The 18,609-nt window shown below is 68.9% G+C and carries 11 protein-coding genes, 1 other RNA gene and 1 pseudogene; 10 read left to right on the top strand and 3 right to left on the bottom strand.

The annotated features are described in order from the left end of the window. Positions 1–2: 2 nt before the first annotated feature. A complete protein-coding gene (locus H6X67_RS01310) occupies positions 3–1,007 on the bottom strand; it encodes an aldo/keto reductase (protein WP_249368602.1) in 1,005 nt (334 codons plus the stop codon). Between the two features lie 231 nt (positions 1,008–1,238). Here H6X67_RS01310 and ssrA point away from each other — a divergent pair. From ssrA to H6X67_RS01285, 5 genes are all read left to right on the top strand, one after another. Beyond that, positions 1,239–1,609: a transfer-messenger RNA gene (gene ssrA / locus H6X67_RS01305) on the top strand. Positions 1,610–1,969: 360 nt separating this feature from the next. Further along, positions 1,970–2,632: an Abi family protein gene (locus tag H6X67_RS01300; RefSeq protein ID WP_249368601.1), complete on the top strand. Its 663-nt coding sequence runs from the start codon at positions 1,970–1,972 to the stop codon at positions 2,630–2,632. 603 nt (positions 2,633–3,235) lie between these two features. Continuing rightward, complete coding sequence (locus tag H6X67_RS01295; protein ID WP_249368600.1) at positions 3,236–4,507, top strand: hypothetical protein; 1,272 nt, start codon at positions 3,236–3,238, stop codon at positions 4,505–4,507. 379 nt (positions 4,508–4,886) lie between these two features. Then, on the top strand, positions 4,887–6,152 hold the full coding sequence (locus tag H6X67_RS01290; protein ID WP_249368599.1) for a ferric reductase-like transmembrane domain-containing protein: 1,266 nt from the start codon (positions 4,887–4,889) through the stop codon (positions 6,150–6,152). Positions 6,153–6,195: 43 nt separating this feature from the next. Next, positions 6,196–6,618, top strand: coding sequence for a MarR family winged helix-turn-helix transcriptional regulator (locus H6X67_RS01285; RefSeq protein ID WP_249375386.1), 423 nt, complete (start codon positions 6,196–6,198; stop codon positions 6,616–6,618). 95 nt (positions 6,619–6,713) lie between these two features. Here H6X67_RS01285 and H6X67_RS01280 read toward each other — a convergent pair whose 3' ends face one another. Beyond that, the gene (locus H6X67_RS01280) at positions 6,714–8,687 is read right to left on the bottom strand and encodes a solute carrier family 23 protein (RefSeq protein ID WP_249369958.1); all 1,974 of its coding nucleotides are present in this window, start codon (positions 8,685–8,687) and stop codon (positions 6,714–6,716) included. Between the two features lie 145 nt (positions 8,688–8,832). After that, the gene (locus H6X67_RS01275) at positions 8,833–9,567 is read right to left on the bottom strand and encodes a FadR/GntR family transcriptional regulator (RefSeq protein WP_249376992.1); all 735 of its coding nucleotides are present in this window, start codon (positions 9,565–9,567) and stop codon (positions 8,833–8,835) included. Between the two features lie 230 nt (positions 9,568–9,797). Between H6X67_RS01275 and H6X67_RS01270 the strand changes: the two genes are divergently transcribed. The 5 genes and pseudogenes from H6X67_RS01270 to H6X67_RS01250 all read left to right on the top strand — a co-directional run bounded on the left by H6X67_RS01270 (position 9,798) and on the right by H6X67_RS01250 (position 18,574). After that, entirely contained in the window at positions 9,798–11,423 is a 1,626-nt protein-coding gene (locus tag H6X67_RS01270; protein WP_249369633.1) for an ABC transporter substrate-binding protein, read from the top strand. A 216-nt stretch (positions 11,424–11,639) separates the two neighbouring features. After that, positions 11,640–12,605, top strand: coding sequence for an ABC transporter permease (locus H6X67_RS01265; protein WP_249369635.1), 966 nt, complete (start codon positions 11,640–11,642; stop codon positions 12,603–12,605). Continuing rightward, positions 12,605–14,746 (top strand): dipeptide/oligopeptide/nickel ABC transporter permease/ATP-binding protein, encoded by a 2,142-nt coding sequence (locus tag H6X67_RS01260; protein WP_249369637.1) that lies wholly within the window; start codon positions 12,605–12,607, stop codon positions 14,744–14,746. The genes H6X67_RS01265 and H6X67_RS01260 overlap by 1 nt, the downstream gene beginning before the upstream one ends. After that, positions 14,746–15,570, top strand: a complete 825-nt coding sequence (locus H6X67_RS01255; RefSeq protein ID WP_249369639.1) for an ATP-binding cassette domain-containing protein — start codon at positions 14,746–14,748, stop codon at positions 15,568–15,570. Before H6X67_RS01260 ends, H6X67_RS01255 begins: the two co-directional genes overlap by 1 nt. Positions 15,571–16,265: 695 nt before the next feature. After that, a pseudogene (locus H6X67_RS01250) lies at positions 16,266–18,574 on the top strand (exo-alpha-sialidase). The last annotated feature ends 35 nt before the right edge of the window (positions 18,575–18,609 follow it).

Genomic DNA, 18,609 nt, shown 5'->3' with positions numbered 1-18,609 from the left:
GCTCACCAGCGCCCGTGCACGTGCTCGCGGATGAGCCGGTCGTACAGGTCCGCCAGCGCGGCGTGCAGCTCGGCGCCCAGGGGTGCCAGTGACGCGGCCTGCGCGTTGGCGCGGGCCTGATCGGCGTTGCGGGCGCCCGGGATGACGGTGGTGACGCCCGGCTGGTCGATGATCCAGCGCAGCGCCACCTGGGCCGGGCTCGCGCCCTCGGGGCCCATCTCGCGGGCCAGGGCGGTGAGCTCGCGGGCCGCCGCGACGCCGACCTCGTAGGGGACCCCGGAGAAGGTCTCACCGATGTCGAAGGCGGAGCCGTCACGGTTGTAGGTGCGGTGGTCTCCCGGGGCGAAGACCGTCTCCTCGCTGTAGCGGCCGGACAGGAGGCCGGAGGCCAGCGGGACGCGGGCGATGACCGCGGTCGCGGTGGCCAGCGCCGTCGGCAGCACCTGCTCGAGGGGCTTGCGGCGGAAGACGTTGAGGATGATCTGGACGGAGGCGCAGGCCGGGCGGCGCATGGCCTCGAGGGCCTGCTCGCAGGTCTCCACGCTCACGCCGTAGGCGCGCACGCGCCCCTCGGCGGCCATCTCGTCGAGCCAGTCCCAGGTGTGCTGGGCCTCGATGACCTCGCTGGGCGGGCAGTGCAGCTGGACGAGGTCGATGGTCTCGACGCCGAGGTTCTGGCGGGAGCGGTCGTTCCAGGCGAGGAAGCCGTCCCGGGTGTAGTTGTCATAGGTCTGCTCCACGCGGCGGCCCATCTTGGTCGCCACGGTGAGCCCGGCCTCGGGGCGGGCGCCCACGAACTCGCCGACGAGGCGCTCTGAGCGGCCGTCGCCGTAGACGTCGGCGGTGTCGATGAAGGTGACACCCGCGTCGATGGCCGCCTGGAGGGTCGCCTCGGCGTCGGCGGGCGTGACCTCGCCCCAGTCGGTGCCCAGCTGCCAGGTCCCGATACCGATGGTTGAGATGCTGCGCCCCAGCGCGGGCAGAGGGCGTGACTCCATTGACTCCATGGCGTGCTCCTTCGTCGTGCTCGCCCTCCCGAGGGGGGAGGGACGGGGCCATCCTTCCAGGCCGGCGGCGGCCGGGGGAGCGGCAGGAACCGGTATCGAAACCCGGCTCCGGGACGCCGGGGCGGGACCGGAGCGCGACCGCTGCTGCTGGTGCTCCCGGTCAGTGTCCTGCTACGATTCTGTGGCTCCGTCAGGAGCGTGTGCGCCCGGCCAGCCGGGGACAACTTCACAGGGGATGATCGGTTTCGACGACGGTCGTGGGTTCAGGAGAAGCGGGTCGAGGACGCACAGTCATCTCGTCAACGCTCTGTGCGAACCAATAGGTGCCGATAACACTCGCACCGACTTCGCCCTCGCCGCCTGAGCGAGCCTCGAAGTCCGTCAGCCCGGGGACTGCTTCCGCCCCGGTTCCTGGCGTCATCCAGGGAGCCACTGCTGAGGTCCCTCGTCACCGGGGACCTCGGGACTCTTAGGTGACTGAGCCCGTCGGCGTCCTTGCTCGCGTGAGACGCCGGGGCTGAGAAAGTCAGCAGCGAGCTGCACCCGGAGAAGTCCTGTTGCACCACCGTCGGACCGGGGTTCGATTCCCCGCATCTCCACTCCAGGGGGAAGTGCTGAACACTCGTGGGAGTGTCAGCACTTCCCCGTTTTGTCTCATCGACGAAGGCTCTCTGCCTCAGCGGTTCCGTGATGTCTTAGAAACGCAAATCTACCAACTGAGGCCGGTTCATGCTGGACTCGGTCGATGCGTTGGCCACGATGATTCTTGTGGCTGCCGCCGAGGGCCGTCATAGACTGCCGGAGGCAAAGAAAAACCCCGGCTGCTTGCCGACTCATGTTCGACAGAGGCGTATGCCGGGGACTTCCCCACCATGCTACATCCGACAGGAGGTCGGGGTCCAGTGTCGTTGTTGCCCGCTCACCACGTCGCAGCGCTTGATCGCTCGATCACACCCACCCGCATGAGCACGTACCTTGCTGAGGCCGGTGGTGACGCTGATCGAGCCCGGGAACTGTACCTGTGGGACCGCGAGCTTGCTGTGGCCTTCCTGGCTGATCTGGCGATCCTCGAGGTGGCGTTGCGCAATGCAATGAGCGCCCAGCTCGAAGCCAAGTGGGGTCCAGCTTGGTACGAGAATCTCGACATGCCCCTCGATGACCGTTCGATGACCACGCTGAGCGCGGCGTGGAAGCGTGTCAATAAGCCGAAGACTGCCGGGAAACTCGTCGCCCAGTGCATGTTCGGGTTCTGGCGCGGACTGCTGGACAAGGGTGATTATGCGGGCAAACCGCCTCGACGGGTGCGGTGCGACTACGAGGTACTGTGGCGCGGCGTTCTCGACAAGGCCTTCCCTGGTGGTCGCGCGCAGGCTAAGGCCGACGGGCAGCGCTGGAACCGCGAGTATGCCCTCGCTGTCGTTACGCGCGTCAATGAACTTCGCAACCGTGTCGCCCACCACGAACCACTGGTGCGCGGCTTCCCGCTGTCAGGCCAGGCAATGCGGATGAGTGCCCATGATGCGCACCTGGACACCCTGCGTCTGGCTGCGATGCTGGATCGCGATCTGCACTCGTTCCTGCTCTCCCGGTCCCACGTCCCGGCAATGCTTAGGAGCCGTCCGTAGGAGAGTCAACTGCCTCTATTGGGATCGTCTCGGGCGTAGTAGAGGGTCTGCATCCACGGAAGGATGATGACCATGCCAGCACCCTGGGAATCCCCTGAGGGGCTCAAGGTGTGAGCGATCCGCTTGCGCCTGGAAGCTTTGTTGAGGGACCCCAACCGATCCAAGGGCTCCTCCAGACGCGTCGGCGAGGAGCCCGGGCATCAACGCTGAGACGCTGCGCGGCTGGGGCCACTAGACTCAGATCGATGACCATCAGCGTCCCGGGACGATCCACCGGCGCGAGAGTGAAGGCCCTTGCTGTTGAGTCGTTCGACGGTGGCTTCGGGGGCCGTGTCCGGCAAGGAATTCGTCGAAGATGGCTCGCACGATGGTGGCTTCAGCCTCGATGATGTGGAGCATGCCGTGATAGAAGCGGTAATCGTAGGGGTGGCGGGAGTGGGCCGTGCCATGCGGGAAACCGGAGCGGATGCCCCAGTGCCAGTGAGCAGTCTTAGCCTTGTCCCCTATGGGGTTCTGTAGCTGAGGGGTGGAGTGGGAATGGAACTGACATCGCGAGAACTAGCGACTGGAATAGTCGTCGTTACGCTTGTTCTGCTGTCCTTCTTGCTCACTAAGGACCGTAAGGGACTGCTGCGGTCACTCCTCGACGTTGTGAAGGCGTGTGCGGAATTGAAGGTCTGGACAGTGGTTCTCTCTTACCTGGTTTTCGTGGCTGCCGTGGTCGTTCTCGCACATTCGGTAGGAGCCTGGTCTGGCGAGTTGCTGAAAGACACGCTGATCGGCGTCTTCGTTGTTGGCTTTCCGATTCTGTTCAATAGTGCGAAGTTCGGAGACGGACTTGGCGTGGTCAAACACGTGGTCAAAGAAGTGCTCGGCGTAACGGCGCTGCTCGTCGTTTACCTCAACCTGGTGCTCTTTCCACTGTGGGGTGAGCTCGTCCTCCAGGTGGTCCTATTATTCTTCGTGATGTTCTCTGTCGTCGGCAAGCGAGATCCCGGGACGGCTGCGGTAGGGAGTTTTTTCGATGTCCTGATGGCCCTTATCGGGATCGGACTCACTGCTCACGTCGCGATCCAGGTTGCCTCTGGTTTCAATGAGTTCGACTGGGAACGTGAGGCCACCGCTTTTGCGCTGTCAGTGTGGCTCCCTGTCTCGCTCATACCCTTCATTTATGTCTTGGGGCTGATCGCTTCGTGCGAGGCGACATTGGTGAGAGCCAAGTTCCTCAACGGTAGGCAGGTGCTGCCTTTGGCGGTGCGGCTTGCGTTCTTGCTTGGTGTGCTCGGCAGCCTGCGATATGCCACTTGCTTTGCCGGGCGCTGGTTGCCCGAGTTGGCGAAGCAGAAGTCGTTCAGGGATGCTTCACGAATAATGCGAGAGTACCGACGGTCGGTCCGGCACCGTGCTCGACAGAATCGCGAACGCCGTCGTCGGCTCAGAAAACAAGCTGGCGCGATAGGCGTGGACGAGAACGGCCGGTGGCTAGATCGGCGAGAGTTTCATGAAACCAAGGAAGCACTTGACGGTATTTTCTATACCCAGATGGGCTTGTACAGGCACCGTGGCGGTCGCTACTGGACCGACCCGATCGTCGTCTTGCCTGTAAGCGGGTTCCGGAACTTGCCCCAAGACCACGGAGTCGACTTCTGCGTGCGTGATGATGGTCAGGCTTGGGCTGCCTGGCGACACACGGTGGGAGGGTTTTGCTTAGGGGTCGGTGGCACTCAGGACCTTGAGGAGCGTTGGCGATATGCAGGTACCGAGTCGCCCTCGAGCTATCCAGGCTCAGCGAGCTTAGGCTGGGTCGACGTGTCTGCAGACTCAGGAGCCAGCCCTGAATGGCACGCTGATGATGCGCCGATCCCCGATGCGTGAGGGGCGGGCCATGTGGTCCGACGATTTTTCGTGGGTGTGCCCCGTAGTGTGGTGTCAATTGGGACTGCTGCAGCGACCGGCGACAGTCGTTGTCAGGCCGCGAAGGTGCGCGAGCACTCAAGGTGAGCCGCAACTTGAACGAGCAGCAGGTGATCACGCGCGGCAAAGAGCTCGACACGTGCCCCCCCCCCTGAGCTCCACCAGCGCTCCCACGCGTCGGTGCCCTGAGGGGCGCCGGGCGGGAGCGGCGTGCAGGCCCCTTGCCTCCCGAACATGGGAGGTAAGGGGCCTTGCTGTGCGCACCCGGGGAGGCTGTGAGGTCCGACGGCGAGGGGCGTCGCGGTTGCGCCCCTCCTCCCATTTGCATAGCATGCTATGTATGTCTTCGCGGATCCCCCTCGTCATCGCCGTCGTCATGCTCGTGACGACCTGCGTCACCGCAGTCTCAGCCGTCGGCTGGCACCACGCCCTCGCCGTCACGGCCGGTGCAGCCGCCCAGGGCTGCCTCGCCGCCACCGTCACCATCGCCGCCCGGCCCGCTTTCGTGGAGAGGGTCTTCGGCCCCCTCGACCGGGCCTACGCCCTCCACAAGGCCTTCGGGATGGGGACGGTGGCGCTGGTCATCGCCCACGTCGCCCTCACGGTGAGCGCCCCCGAGCTCTCTCCCCTGGGCCCCGCCCCCGCCTCCGCGGCCGTCCTCCCGCTCGCCGTCATGGGTGCGCTCGCCGTGCTCCTCCTGCTCGTGGCGGCCGTCTGCGCGCTCAACCCCCGCGTGCCCTACGCCGCCTTCCAGAAGGTCCACGGCGCCGCCGCGACAGGCGCGGTCGCGCTCATCAGCCTCCGCGTGCTGGTCTCCGTCATCGCCGGCTCGGTGCGCGCGCCGGTCGCCTCGGCGTGGGCGCTGGCCTTCGCCGCCATGAGCCTCACGGGCGTCATCCACCGCCTGCGCAGCCGCCTGCGCCGCCCCTCCGGGAGCGTCATCGAGTCGGTCGTGGCGTGCGAGCGCGCCATCGAGCTCTCCTGGCCGACGGACTCGCCGGCGGCCCACACCCCGGGCCAGTTCGTCCTGCTCACCGCCACCGTCGACGGACGGCGGGAGACGCACCCCTTCACCCTCACCAACCGGGCGGGGGCGCCGAGCCGGTGCGTGCTCGTGCGCGCCGCGGGGGACTGGACCGACGCCGCCCATCGCGGCCTGCGCCCCGGTGACACGGTCCGCGTCGAGGGGCCCTACGGGGCCTTCACCCCCGGGCGCAGCGGCGAGCCGGAGGTGTGGGTCGCAGGCGGCGCAGGGATCACCCCCTTCCTCTCCGTGCTGCGCACCGCCGTGCAGGACCCCGGCGCCGTGCCGCACCCCGCGGTCCACCTCGTCTACAGCGCCCGCGACACCTGCGACGCCCCCTGCTGGGAGGAGGTCGAGCACGCGGTCCGGGCACTGCCCTGGCTCACCCTCCAACCGGCCCTCAGCGCCCAGGGCGGCCGCCTGACCGCCGAGGCCCTGGGTGCTCTGGCCACGGACGCTCCCGCAGGCGCCCACTGGTACCTCTGCGGCCCCACCGGCCTGGTCGAGGCGGCCACGTCCGCCTACCTCGGCGCCGGGGGCCGGCGCTCACGCCTCCACGCCGAGACCTACCGCTGGCGCTGACCCCGTTGAGGGGCGGGGAGAGGTACTGAGGGAGACTGTGCCCATGCAGCACACCCAGCTCCTCGGATTCATGATCAACCACGTGGCGCGCCAGCTGGAGCGGCACATGGCCGAGGCCCTGCGCCCCCTCGGCCTGAGGCCCGCCTACCTGCCGGTCTTGCTCATCCTGGCCGAGTCCCAGCCCCGCACCCAGGCCGAGCTGGCCACCGTCCTCGACATCCGCCAGCCGACCATGGCCCAGACCCTGTCCCGCATGGAGCGCGACGGCCTCATCACCCGTACGCCGAGCGCTCACGACCGCCGCTCCGCCAGCATCCACCTCACCGACAAGGCCAGGGGCCTCACGCACGAGGTCGTCGACATCGGCAGGAGGATCAGCGCCGAGGCCACGAGGAGCCTCACGCCCGAGCGGCGGGCCCGGCTGCTCGAGGACCTGGGCACCATCGCCGCCGACCTCGCCTCCTGAGCGCGGCGGGGCCCCGCCGTCGGGCCCCCGCCCCGCCACGACGTGAGGCGGCGACCCCGTGCACGGGGCCACCGCCTCACGAGGGGCCGGCAGCGTCAGTCCAGCTGCTCGAACTTGCGCGCCCAGGCGGAGCGGATGGGGTTGGCGTCGGCGACCATCTCACTGAAGCGCTCGTCGGCGATGTCGATGACCTCGCCGACGGCGGTGCGCGCCTCACGCGCCTCGGAGCCCTCCACGCGGGCCCAGCCGCGCGCGATGAGCTGGCCGCGGTCGGCAAGGCGCTCGACGCACATCACCAGCGGACGGCCGAACTTGGCCCGGTAGGCCTCGGACAGGCCGCGCAGCTCGGCCCGCTCGGCGTCGTCGGGCTCGCCCAGCGCCAGCGAGGCGGTCTCCAGGCGCGCCTGCTCGTCCCCGCCCGTGCCCAGCAGGAGGTCGACGACGTCGGTGTAGCCGGCGATGAGATCCTCCTGCTCCTGGCTGGAGGCGGCCAGGACCTCGTCCTCGAAGGCCTGGCGCAGGGCCGTCGTCGTGGCGAAGGGGCGTGCGCCCCACACGCGCTCGGCGGGCCAGGTGGCACCGGCGTGCAGACGCGAGAAGACCCGCACGAACTCGTCGCGCTCCATGGCGTTGACGTCGTCCAGCCCGAGTGCCCGGCCCTCGACGAGGGCGACGTCGGCGCCCTTCTGACGACCGACGTGGAAGAACAGGATGTTGAGCACCACCGCGGTGAGCGCCCCGATGGTGACGCCCGAGCCGAAGAGGATCGCGAGCCAGGACGGGACCATCAAGGCGATGTCCGGCTTGAAGGTGACGAGCAGGGCCAGGCCGAGCGAGGTGGAGACGATGACCGAGTTGCGGTTGTCCGTCATGTCCACCTTGCCCAGGGTCTGGATGCCGACGACGGCGACCGAGGCGAACATCGCGAGGCTGGCCCCGCCGATGACGGGGGTGGGGATGGCCTGGACGACGGCTGCCGCCTTGGGCAGCAGCCCCAGGATGATCATGATGACGCCGGCGCAGGTGACCACCCAGCGGGACTTGACCTGGGTCAGGCGCACGAGGCCGACGTTCTGGGCGAAGCACGTGTAGGGGAAGGAGTTCATGACCCCGCCGAGCACCGTGGACAGCCCGTCGGCGCGCAGCGCGTTGGCGACGTGGTCGGGCGTGATGCGCTTGCCGACCACCTCGCCGGTGGCGAAGACGTCACCGGTGGTCTCGACGGCGGTGACGGCCATGACGATGAGCATGGAGACGATGCCGGTGAGGGTGAGCTGGGGCAGGCCGAAGAAGAACGGCGTGGTGATGCCCAGGGCGGCGGCGTCACCGACGCCGGCGAAGCTGGCGTCGCCCAGGGCCCAGGCGACGGCGGTGGCCGCCACGAGGCCGATGAGCACGGAGATCGTCGACACGAAGCCCTTGAAGACGCGCTGGACGAGCACGATGAGCACGAGCGTGAGGAAGGCGTAGGCCAGGCCGCGCAGGGTCGGCCCGGTGGGGTCCTGCCCGGCGGCGGCCGCGCTGGTGCCCCAGCTGACGATGTCGTTGGCGGACACGCTCATGAGCGTGGTGCCCATGACGGTCAGGAGCGTGCCGGTGACGACGGGCGGGAAGAAGCGCAGGAGCCGGGCGAACCAGGGGGCCGCGAGGAAGGTGACCAGGCCCGCGACGATGATCGAGCCGTACATGGCGGCCAGTCCCTCGGTGCCGCCTGCGCCCCCTGAGGCGGCCAGGCCGATGGCGATGAGCGGGGACACGGCCGTGAAGGTGACGCCCTGGATGAGGGGCAGGCGCACGCCGATCCTCGGGCCGAGGCCGGCGGACTGGATGATGGTGGCGATGCCGCAGGTGAGCAGGTCGGCGTTGATGAGGTGGATGGTGGTGGCGCTGTCGAGGTTGAGCCCCGTGGCGATGACGAGGGGGACGACGACGGCGCCGGCGTAGAAGGCCAGGACGTGCTGGACACCCAGGACCGTCAGGCGCCCGAGGGGAGGCACGGCGTCGACGGGGTCCTTGGCCCGCAGGGCCGGGGCGGCGGGGCTGGTGGGGGTGGTCAGGCCTGATGGCACGGGGGCTCCTAGGTCGGGGTAGGGGAGGGCGGGCCTATTGTGAGGGCCGGGCCCGGCACCGGGGACGTGACTCAGGGCCCGGTGTGACGAGGACGTCAGACCGGGCCCTGGGGGCTGCGGGAGGCGGGCGCGGAGCCGGGGCGGCCTACGCCCCGCGGTTGGCCTCCAGCGCCTGCAGCAGCGGGGCGTAGTGGTCGGTGATCGCGCTCCGGTAGGCCTCGGCGTCGCCGGCGCGAGCGGCCTCGAGCATGGCGCGGTGAGCCTTGGCGGTGCGCAGGATGTCCTCGGGGGTCGGGGCGTCCAGCAGCGGCACGGTGAGGGTGTGGATGGCCCAGAAGGCGTTGATGAGGTGGCGGAACAGCTGGTTGGGCAGCGGCTCCAGGAGCATGGAGTGGAACTGGTGGTCCTGGTCGGTGAAGGTGCTGCCGGCGGCGGCGAGCTCCTCCATCTCCTCGACGACGGCGTCGATCATGGGGTCCTCGCGGCCTTTCCAGACGGCGAGCACCTCCTCGGTGAGGGCGGCGTCCAGGGTGACGCGGACCTCGACGACGTCGCGCAGCGAGCGGAAGTCGTCCCCGGGCTTGAGCAGCCCGCGGAAGACGAGGGACTCGACCATGGGCCGCATGGAGACCTGGCCCACGAAGGTGCCGTGCCCGTGGCGCACGGTGACGATGTCGAGCGCCACGAGCGTGCGCACGGCCTCGCGGACGGAGGACCGGGACACGCCCAGGTCGGCGCAGAGCTGGGACTCGGTGGGCAGGGGGTCCCCTGGTTGCAGGTGCTTGGCGAGGATGTAGTCCTTGATCGCGTTGATGGCTGTCGAGGCCTGCGGCGTGTGGGCCTCGGTGAGGGAGGTGTAGGTGCCGCGCGTGGATGCCATGGGCCTCATTGTCCTCGGTGCTCCGGTCGTTCGTGAGTATTAGGTCCTGCTGCGCGTCCCGCCCGTGGATACGGGTGCGTCGGTGCGCCGGCCCTGTGGAAAGCGTGTCGGCGGGCCGCGTGTGACGCACAATGTGACGTGGCACGCGACAGGCGACGACGCGTCGTCATGTGTGTTACAGTGATCCTACCAACGTCAGACAACAGACGTCCGACTTCAGGAGACCATCAATGGCGATCTCAACCCCCCGCGCATCCCGCCGCGACTTCATCCGCATCAGCTCCACCCTCGGCCTGGCTGCCGGCATCGCCGCCACCCTGGCCGCCTGTGGTGGCGGCGACGGCGGCTCGACCCCCGCCGCCTCCGAGGGTGGCGCTGAGACTGAGGCCCCCGCGGCCACCAGCTCGGACGGCACCATCACCGCCGGCATCTCCTACGAGCTGGGCACCAATGGCTACGACCCGATGACGACGACCGCCGCCCTGACGGTCGCGGCCAACTGGCACACGATGGAGGGGCTCACCGAGCTCCACCCCGCTAGCCGCGAGGTCTACGCCGCCCTTGGCGCCGACCTGCCCGCGATGGTCGATGACACCACCTACGAGGTCATGCTGCGTGACGGCGCCGTCTTCTCCGACGGCACCCCCGTCACCGCCGACGACGTCGTCTTCTCCTTCGAGCGCGTCCTCAACCCGGACAACAAGTCCCTGTACTCGCAGTTCATCACCTTCGTGGACTCCGTCACCGCCAAGGACGACACCACCGTCACGATCAAGACGAAGTACCCCTACTCGCTCGTCGCCGAGCGCATCAGTGTCGTCAAGATCGTCCCCAAGGCCGCCGTCGAGGCCGACGCCAAGGCCTTCGACCTCATGCCCGTGGGCACCGGCCCCTACACGATGACCGACAACGGCGCCGGCTCACAGAAGGTCGTCTTCGAGCGCAACGACGCCTACACCGGCCCCAAGCCCGCCCTGGCCAAGTCCATGGTCTGGCAGATCCTCCCGGACGACACCACCCGCACCAACGCTATGACCTCCAACACGGTCCAGGCGATCGACGCCGTCCCTGTGGCGAACCTCACCTCCATGGCGGACCCGATCAAGGTCGCTGCGCAGCAGGGCTTCGGTCTGCTCTTCGTCATGTTCAACAACGCCGTCCTCGCTGACGCCAAGGCGCGTCAGGCCGTCCTGTACGCCCTCGACTACGCCTCCATCTGTGAGACGGGCATGGGCACGCTGGCGACTCCGGCCTCCTGCTTCGTGCACGAGGACCACCCCGCCTACAAGAAGGCCTCGACCGTCTACTCCTACGACGTGGAGAAGGCCAAGAGCCTCATCGCCGAGGCTGGCGTCACGGAGATCAACCTGCTGTGCACCGACCACGGCTGGTTCTCCAACGTCCGCCCGATCATTCGCCAGAACCTTGAGGCCCTGGGCATCACCGTCAACTACCAGGAGAAGAAGTCCTCCGACGTCTACGGCTACGTGGACTCCGCCGAGGGCCCCTGGGACGTCGTCGTGGCTCCGGGTGACCCCTCGGTCTTCGGCTCCGACGCTGACCTCCTGCTGCGCTGGTGGTACGGCGGCGACGTGTGGACCGACACGCGTATGCACTGGAAGGGTACCGAGGCCTACGTGTCGGTCCAGGCCATGCTGGACGAGGCCGTCCAGCTCTCCGGTGATGAGCAGGTCGCCAAGTGGCAGGAGATCTTCGACCTGCTGTCCACTGACGTCCCGCTCTACCCGATCTTCCACCGCAAGACACCCACGGCCTACAACGGCGAGACGCTGCAGGGCTTCAAGCCGATCGCGCTGACCGGGCTGTCCTTCGTTGAGGTCGGCACGACCGCCTGAGGCTGACGCTGGGTGCCGGGGGTCGCAGTTTGTGACTCCCGGCACCCTACTGTGTCTGGGGCCTCACATGGTGAGGAGGCGTCAGGCACGACACACCCGAACGCTTGCCATCTGACGTCAGACGTCAGACAATAGAGGGGGCGGCGCCGCTGTCGTCCTCTCTGCAGCCGCTCGTACCCGCGAGCGGTGCAGGACACCGAAGCAAAGGAGCACCCAGTGTCCAACCTCCTCCGCCTGATCGGGCGGCGCCTCATCGCGCTGCCGCTCATGGTGCTGGGCGTGACGCTGCTCGTCTTTATCGTCATGTCGTTCTCGAACGCCGACCCCGCGCGCCTGGCGCTCGGTGAGTCCGCCTCGGCTGACGCCCTCGAGCAGTACCGCGAAGCCCACCACCTCAACGACCCGCTCTTGACCCGTTACTGGACCTACATGATGGGCCTCGTGCGCGGCGATCTCGGTGAGAGCTTTACGGGCGTCAAGATCACGGACCTCGTGTCCACGGCCTTCCCCATTACCCTCCAACTGACCTTCATCGGCATCTTCATCGCCGTCATCATCGCTCTCGTCCTGGGTGTCGTCGCCGCACTCTACCGGGACCGCTGGCCCGACCAGGTTATCCGCGTCATCTCCATCCTGTCGCTGGCGACCCCCTCCTTCTGGCTCGCCCTCCTGCTCATCCAGTGGGTCGGGGACGTGCCCGGCGGAGCCGGTCTTTTCCCCTCCGTCGTCACCGACTGGGTGCACTTCTCCGACGACGCCGGCGCCTACCTGCGCCAGATCGCGCTGCCCGCCTTCGCCATCGCCGTCCCGAACTCCGGCACTCTGACCCGCATCGTGCGTACCGCCATGGTCGAGGAGCTCGACCGCGACTACGTGCGCACCGCCATCGGCGCCGGCATCCCCAAGCGCACCGTCATCGCGCGCAACGTCCTGCGCAACGCCCTCATCACCCCGCTCACCGTCCTCGGCCTGCGCCTGGGCTACGCCATGGGCGGCGCCGTCGTCATCGAGATCATCTTCAACATCCAGGGTATGGGCCAGCTCATCTTCCAGGGCATCACCCGTAACGACGTCAACATCGTCCAGGGCGTGTCGATCACCGTCGCCGCCGCGTTCATCATCATCAACATCGTGGTGGACATGCTCTACGTCCTCGTCAACCCGCGAATCAGGAGCGTCTGATGCTGCACCGTCGCACACTTGAGAAGGCCTCCGCACCCGGTACGCGTTTCCAGGGCTGGAAGGCCCTGCCGCTGGGCTCCAAGATCGCCGTCTGCGTCCTGGGCGTCCTCGTCCTCGTGGCGATCTTCGCCCCGCTCATCGCCCCCTACTCACCCCGCGCGACCGGACTGGACTCCACCGAGGTCATCACCCAGATCGAGGGCGTCGGCGAGGTCGTCTCCGTCGACCCGGCCGTCGCGCCCTCGTCCGACCACCTCTTCGGCACCGACGCCTCCGGCCGTGACATCTTCTCGCGCGCCGTCTACGGCGCCCGAGTCTCCCTCGTCGTCGGCCTGTCTGCCACCGGCCTGGCTCTCGCAGTCGCCTCCGTCCTGGGAGCCGTCGCGGCCACCAGCCGCAAGTGGATCTCCGAGACGCTCATGCGCTTCCTCGACGTCGTCATGTCCTTCCCGGGCATCGCCCTGGCGGCAGTCCTCGTGCTCGCCCTGAGCTCCCACATGCCGATGGTCCCCGTCATCATCACGGCCACCGCCATCGTCTACACCCCGCAGCTCACCCGCGTCGTGCGCGCCAACATCCTCTCCCAGTTCGGCGAGGACTACGTCGCCGCCTCCAAGGTCATGGGCGCCCGCGTCCCGTGGATCCTCGCCAAGCACGTCGTGCGCAACTGCATCGCCCCGATCATGGTCTACGCGACGGTCCTCGTCGCCGACGCCATCGTCTTCGAGGCCTCCCTGTCCTTTATCGGAACAGGCATCCAGGCCGTCAACACGCCCACTTGGGGCAACATGCTCTCCGAGGGCAAGGCCCTGGTGCTGTCCGGCCACTGGTGGCCGACCTTCTTCCCCGGCCTGCTCATCCTCATCGCCACCCTGTGCCTCAACATCCTCTCCGAGGGCCTGACCGACGCCATGGCCTCGCCCAGGATCCGCAAGAAGGTTGACGTCCAGGCCGACGAGGAGGCCATGAAGACGGACAAGGCCTGGAACGAGGCCGGCGAGGCCGTGCGTGGCAACGCCGAGCTGCCCGCCGACGCCGTCGCCGGTGGACAGGCCTCCGCCCTCACCGGCCTGATCGAGCCCGCCGCCGAGGACATCCCGCTGTCCGAGCGCCTCGCCGTCCTGCGCGACGCCGAGCTCGCCCGCGGTGACCGCCTCGTCTACGCCACCCCCGAGGCCACGCCCGTGCTGGAGGTCAAGAACCTCTCCATCGCCTTCCCGCAGCAGCACGGCGAGGTCAACATCGTCGACAACGTGTCCTTCTCGGTCCGCCCCGGCGAGACCATGGGCCTCGTGGGCGAGTCCGGCTGCGGCAAGTCGATCACCTCGATGGCCGTCATGGGCCTGCTGCCCCCGACCGCCCGGATCACCGGTGAGATCCTGTTCAACGGCAGGAACATCCTCGAGATGACCCCCGCCGAGCACAACGGGCTGCGCGGTCACGAGATGGCGATGATCTACCAGGACGCCCTGTCCTCGCTCAACCCGTCGATGCTCATCTCCGCGCAGATGAAGCAGCTGACCTCCCGCGGTGGCACGCGGACCGCCGAGGAGCTCCTCGAGCTCGTCGGCCTGGACCCGGTGCGCACCCTCAAGAGCTACCCGCACGAGCTGTCCGGCGGACAGCGCCAGCGCGTGCTCATCGCCATGGCTCTGACCCGCGACCCGAGCCTCGTCATCGCCGACGAGCCCACCACGGCCCTCGACGTGACGGTCCAGAAGCAGGTCATCGACCTGCTCAACGACCTGCGCGAGAAGCTCGGCTTCGCCATGGTCTTCGTCAGCCACGACCTGGCGCTCGTCGCCAAGGTCGCACACCGCATCACGGTGATGTACGCCGGACAGGTCGTCGAGCAGGCGGGCACCTCCGAGCTCATGAGCAACCCGGTCCACGAGTACACCCGTGGCCTGCTGGGCGCGGTCCTGTCCATCGAGGCCGGCTCCAAGCGCCTGCACCAGGTGCGCGGCACCGTCCCCAGCCCCTCGGAGTTCGTCGCGGGCGACCGCTTCGCTCCGCGCTCGGACCACCCGACGGTGGGGCTCGAGACCCGTCCCGTGCTCAAGCTGGTGCCCGGCACGAGCGAGCACTACCACGCCATCACGCCCGAGCTCGAGGCGATCCTCGCGAAGGAGGCCAACTGATGTCCGCTGACAAGTACGCCGGGTGGAACCCGGAGACGGACCCGGTGGTCGAGCTGCGCCACGCGCACGTCATCCACAAGTCCCGCACGGGCAAGCTCTTCCGGCCGGACACGGTCCACGCCGTCAACGATGTCTCCATCTCGGTGCGTCGCGGCGAGACCCTGGGCCTCGTGGGTGAGTCCGGCTGCGGCAAGTCCACGACCGCCCGTGTCATGGTCGGCCTGCAGGAGCTGACCAAGGGCGAGGTCCTGTTCAAGGGCCGTCCCCTCGGGCACAGCGCCGCGGACCGGCGCGAGCTGGGCCGTGCGGTCTCCGTGGTCTTCCAGGACCCGGCGACGGCGCTCAACCCGCGCATGATCGTGCACGACACGCTCATCGACCCGCTCAACGTCCACGGCATCGGCTCCCCGGCCGAGCGCGAGGCCAAGGTCAAGGACCTCCTCCACCTCGTCGGCCTGCCGCCGAGCGCGATGGACGTCCTGCCCCGCCAGATCTCCGGTGGCCAGCGCCAGCGCGTCGCCATCGCCCGCGCCCTCGCGCTGGACCCGGACATCATCGTGGCCGACGAGCCCACGAGCGCGCTCGACGTGTCGGTGCGCGCCCAGGTGCTCAACCTGCTCCAGGACCTCAAGGCCGCCCTCGGCCTGGGCCTGGTGTTCATCAGCCACGACATCAACACGGTCCGCTACGTCTCGGACCGCATCGCGGTGATGTACTTCGGGGAGATCCTCGAGCTCAACACCACGGAGGAGATCTTCTCCAACCCGCAGCAGGAGTACACGCGCACCCTCCTGGGTGCCGTGCCCTCGCTCCTCGAGGCCTGACCCGCCGCCCTCCCAGGCACCCCCGGTCGCCGGCAGCCGGCCCCCGCACGTGCGCGGGGGCCGGCTGCCGGCCTTCGGCGGGGCCCGTCCGTGCCCGCGCCGACCCTCCCTCCCTTGCCCGGCCCACCCGCCCCGCCCGGCCCGCCCCCCCCGCCGTGCCCGGCCGGTGCGGCTGCGCGCGGTGGGCCCTTCGTGAGCGCTAGGAGAATTACTCGATGCATTTCACGGAAACGCCTTGACCTCCGATTATGGCTCGGGATAGATTCTCCCCACCGACAGGTCAAAGACGACCTTCGCGGGGCGCCTGAAGCCCCGGGCAATTCGACGGTGAATGACAGAGGAGGGGCTCATGCACACGGCATCAAGCTGGCGCATCACCACGAGCACCCGTCGTCGTCGGTCTGCTGTCCGCCAGGGACGCGGCCCCTCCGTCCTCACCGCCTGAGGCGGTGCGGGAGCGTCAGGCTCCTTGTTTCTCCGCTGTCGTGCGGGCACTGCTGCCCTTGAGCTGAGTCTCGGGACCTGCCCGCCGTCCCGGCCCCGCCGGGTACCGGCCTACCTGTGACGTCGCCGCCGCGACGCGGGAGGACCGGTCGACCGTCATTCTCCGAGGACCATATCCCCTCGGTGACGCGTCATTTTCTTGAATGCATTTCCTTGAGGCACGTGCGCCCATTTCAGGAAAGGAGAAGGACATGCCCACGACGCTGAGCGTGCCGGACCTCAACCACGACCTGCGGTCCTGCCAGGAGGGCAGCATCGTCCTCGACTTCGTCTCCCGCAGTGACGGCGACCTCCTACGGGTGACCGACGAGGCCTCCTACAGCCTGTCCCTGCGGCTCGATGGCGGCTACGCCGTCTACGAGGCCAACGCCCCCGGGACGTGGAACCGGCTCGAGGCGGAGGACTCCCGGGCCCTGACCGACGGCTACCGGCACAGCGCGGTCGTCACGGTCACCGCCCGGGGCACCCGCCTCTACATCGACGGCTACCAGGTGTTCTGCGGCACCTCGACCGCCTTCCTGGCCAGCCTCGAGGGGGACCTCACGCTGAGGGCCGGCGAGGAGGGCGGCCCCCGGGTCCTCGCGCTCGACGTCCTCGACCACGTGCTCACCTCACGCGAGGTCCTCAGCCGCGCCCACGTCGCACGGCCCGCGGTCGAGTTCGCAGCCAACCGCCTCAACGTCCTCGACGTCGCCCGCTTCACCGCCAGCCGGCGGGGCTCGATCGACCTGCGCTTCCGCGTGCGCGGCCGCATGCAGGAGGGCACCCTCCTGCCGCGGGCGGCGGCGGGCGCGAGGGCCTGCACCTGCGGGTCACCCCGCACGGGCTGGTCTACCGGGCGCTGGCCGCCGACGGATCGCCCCTGCGGGAGGTCTCCGCCACGGGGGAGTGGAGCGACGGCCAGTGGCACCGCGTCGCCGTCTCCTGCGGACACGGCGCCGTCGACCTCTACGTGGACGGCTTCCGCGAGGTCCACGCCCCCGGCGAGTTCTTCCTCGGCGACGTCGAGGCCCTGGACGAGGTCGTCGTCGGCCAGGACTGCCACGGCGTGCGCCTGTCCGGAGAGGTCCAGAGCGCCGGGATCTACGAGCAGGTGCTGAGCAATGAGCAGGTCAAGCGGCTGCACGGCGCCGCTCCCGTCGAGACCGACGCCGTCTTCGACCGCGGCTTCCACGGCTCGGCCTCCTACCGCATCCCCTCCATCCTCACCCTGGCCTCGGGCACGGTGCTGGCCGGCGCCGACCAGCGGGTCTCCATCGCCAACGACTCGCCCAACGACATCAACTTCGTCGTGCGGCGCTCGACCGACGGCGGCCGGACCTGGGGCCCGCTCCAGACGGTCATCGACTGCCCCGGCACCGGCCAGGACGCCGCCTCCGTCATCGACTCCTGCATGGTGCAGGACCCGGCCACCGGGCGCGTGCACGTGCTCATCGACCACTTCCCCGGCGGGCTGGGCCAGCCCAACTGCGTGGCGGGCACGGGCTTCGACGAGCAGGGCAGGCGCCTGCTGCGCGACCTCGACGGCGCGCTCTACCGCGTCGAGGCCGACGGGTCGGTGAGCACCGAGGACGGCTCCGCCACCGGCTACCGGGTCGATGAGGCCCTCAACCTCACCCGCGGGGGACGCCCGGAGGGCAACATCGAGCTGGCGCCGGGCGCCTTCCCCGGACAGAGCCTGTTCGCCGTGCCCACCTGCTACCTCCAGCACGTGTACTCCGACGACGACGGCCTCACGTGGTCCGCGCCCCGCGACCTCAACCCGTCGCTCAAGGAGCCGTGGATGAGGTTCCTGGGCACCTGCCCCGGCACCGGCACCGTCCTGCGCCACGGCCCGCGCGCCGGCAGGATCATCGTCCCGGTCTACCACAACAACGACGAGAACTGGCTCGCCATGTGCGCCGCCGTCATCTACTCCGACGACCACGGTGAGACGTGGACGCTCGGGGCCAGCCCCAACCAGGGCCGTCCCACCGGCACCGGGCCCCTGGACCCGCGGACCTTCACCGACGAGACCTGGTCCCTGCACGAGGCGACCGTCGTCGAGCGCCAGGACGGCAGCCTCCTCATGCTCATGCGCAACCAGCACCCGCGTGGCCGCGTCGCCACGGCCGTCTCCAGTGACGGCGGTGAGAGCTGGGGAGAGATCGGCTTCGACGACGCGCTGCCCGAGATCTGGTGCCAGCCCAACGCCCTGTCGCTGGACTGCCCGGAGGGCGAGGACCGGGTGGTCTTCGCCAACGCCTCCCTCATGCTGCCCTACCGCGGCTGCGGCGTCGTGCGCCTGAGCCTCGACGGCGGGCACAGCTGGGCGCGCTCACGCACCTTCAACCCCGCCCACTACGTCTACCAGTGCATGTGCGAGCTGCCCGACGGTGACATCGGCCTGCTGTGGGAGAACGAGTGCCAGGGCCTGTACCTCTCGCGGCTGCCGCTGAGCTTCTTCGGCCTGCCGCTCGATGCCACCACGGCGGACGAGCAGACCGTCCCCACGCGCTGAGCGGCTCCCACCGACACCCCGGACCACCGACCTCA

Source organism: Actinomyces sp. AC-20-1 (assembly GCF_023369555.1).
Taxonomy (GTDB): Bacteria; Actinomycetota; Actinomycetes; order Actinomycetales; family Actinomycetaceae; genus Actinomyces.
This window is presented reverse-complemented; position numbering and strand designations above follow the sequence as displayed.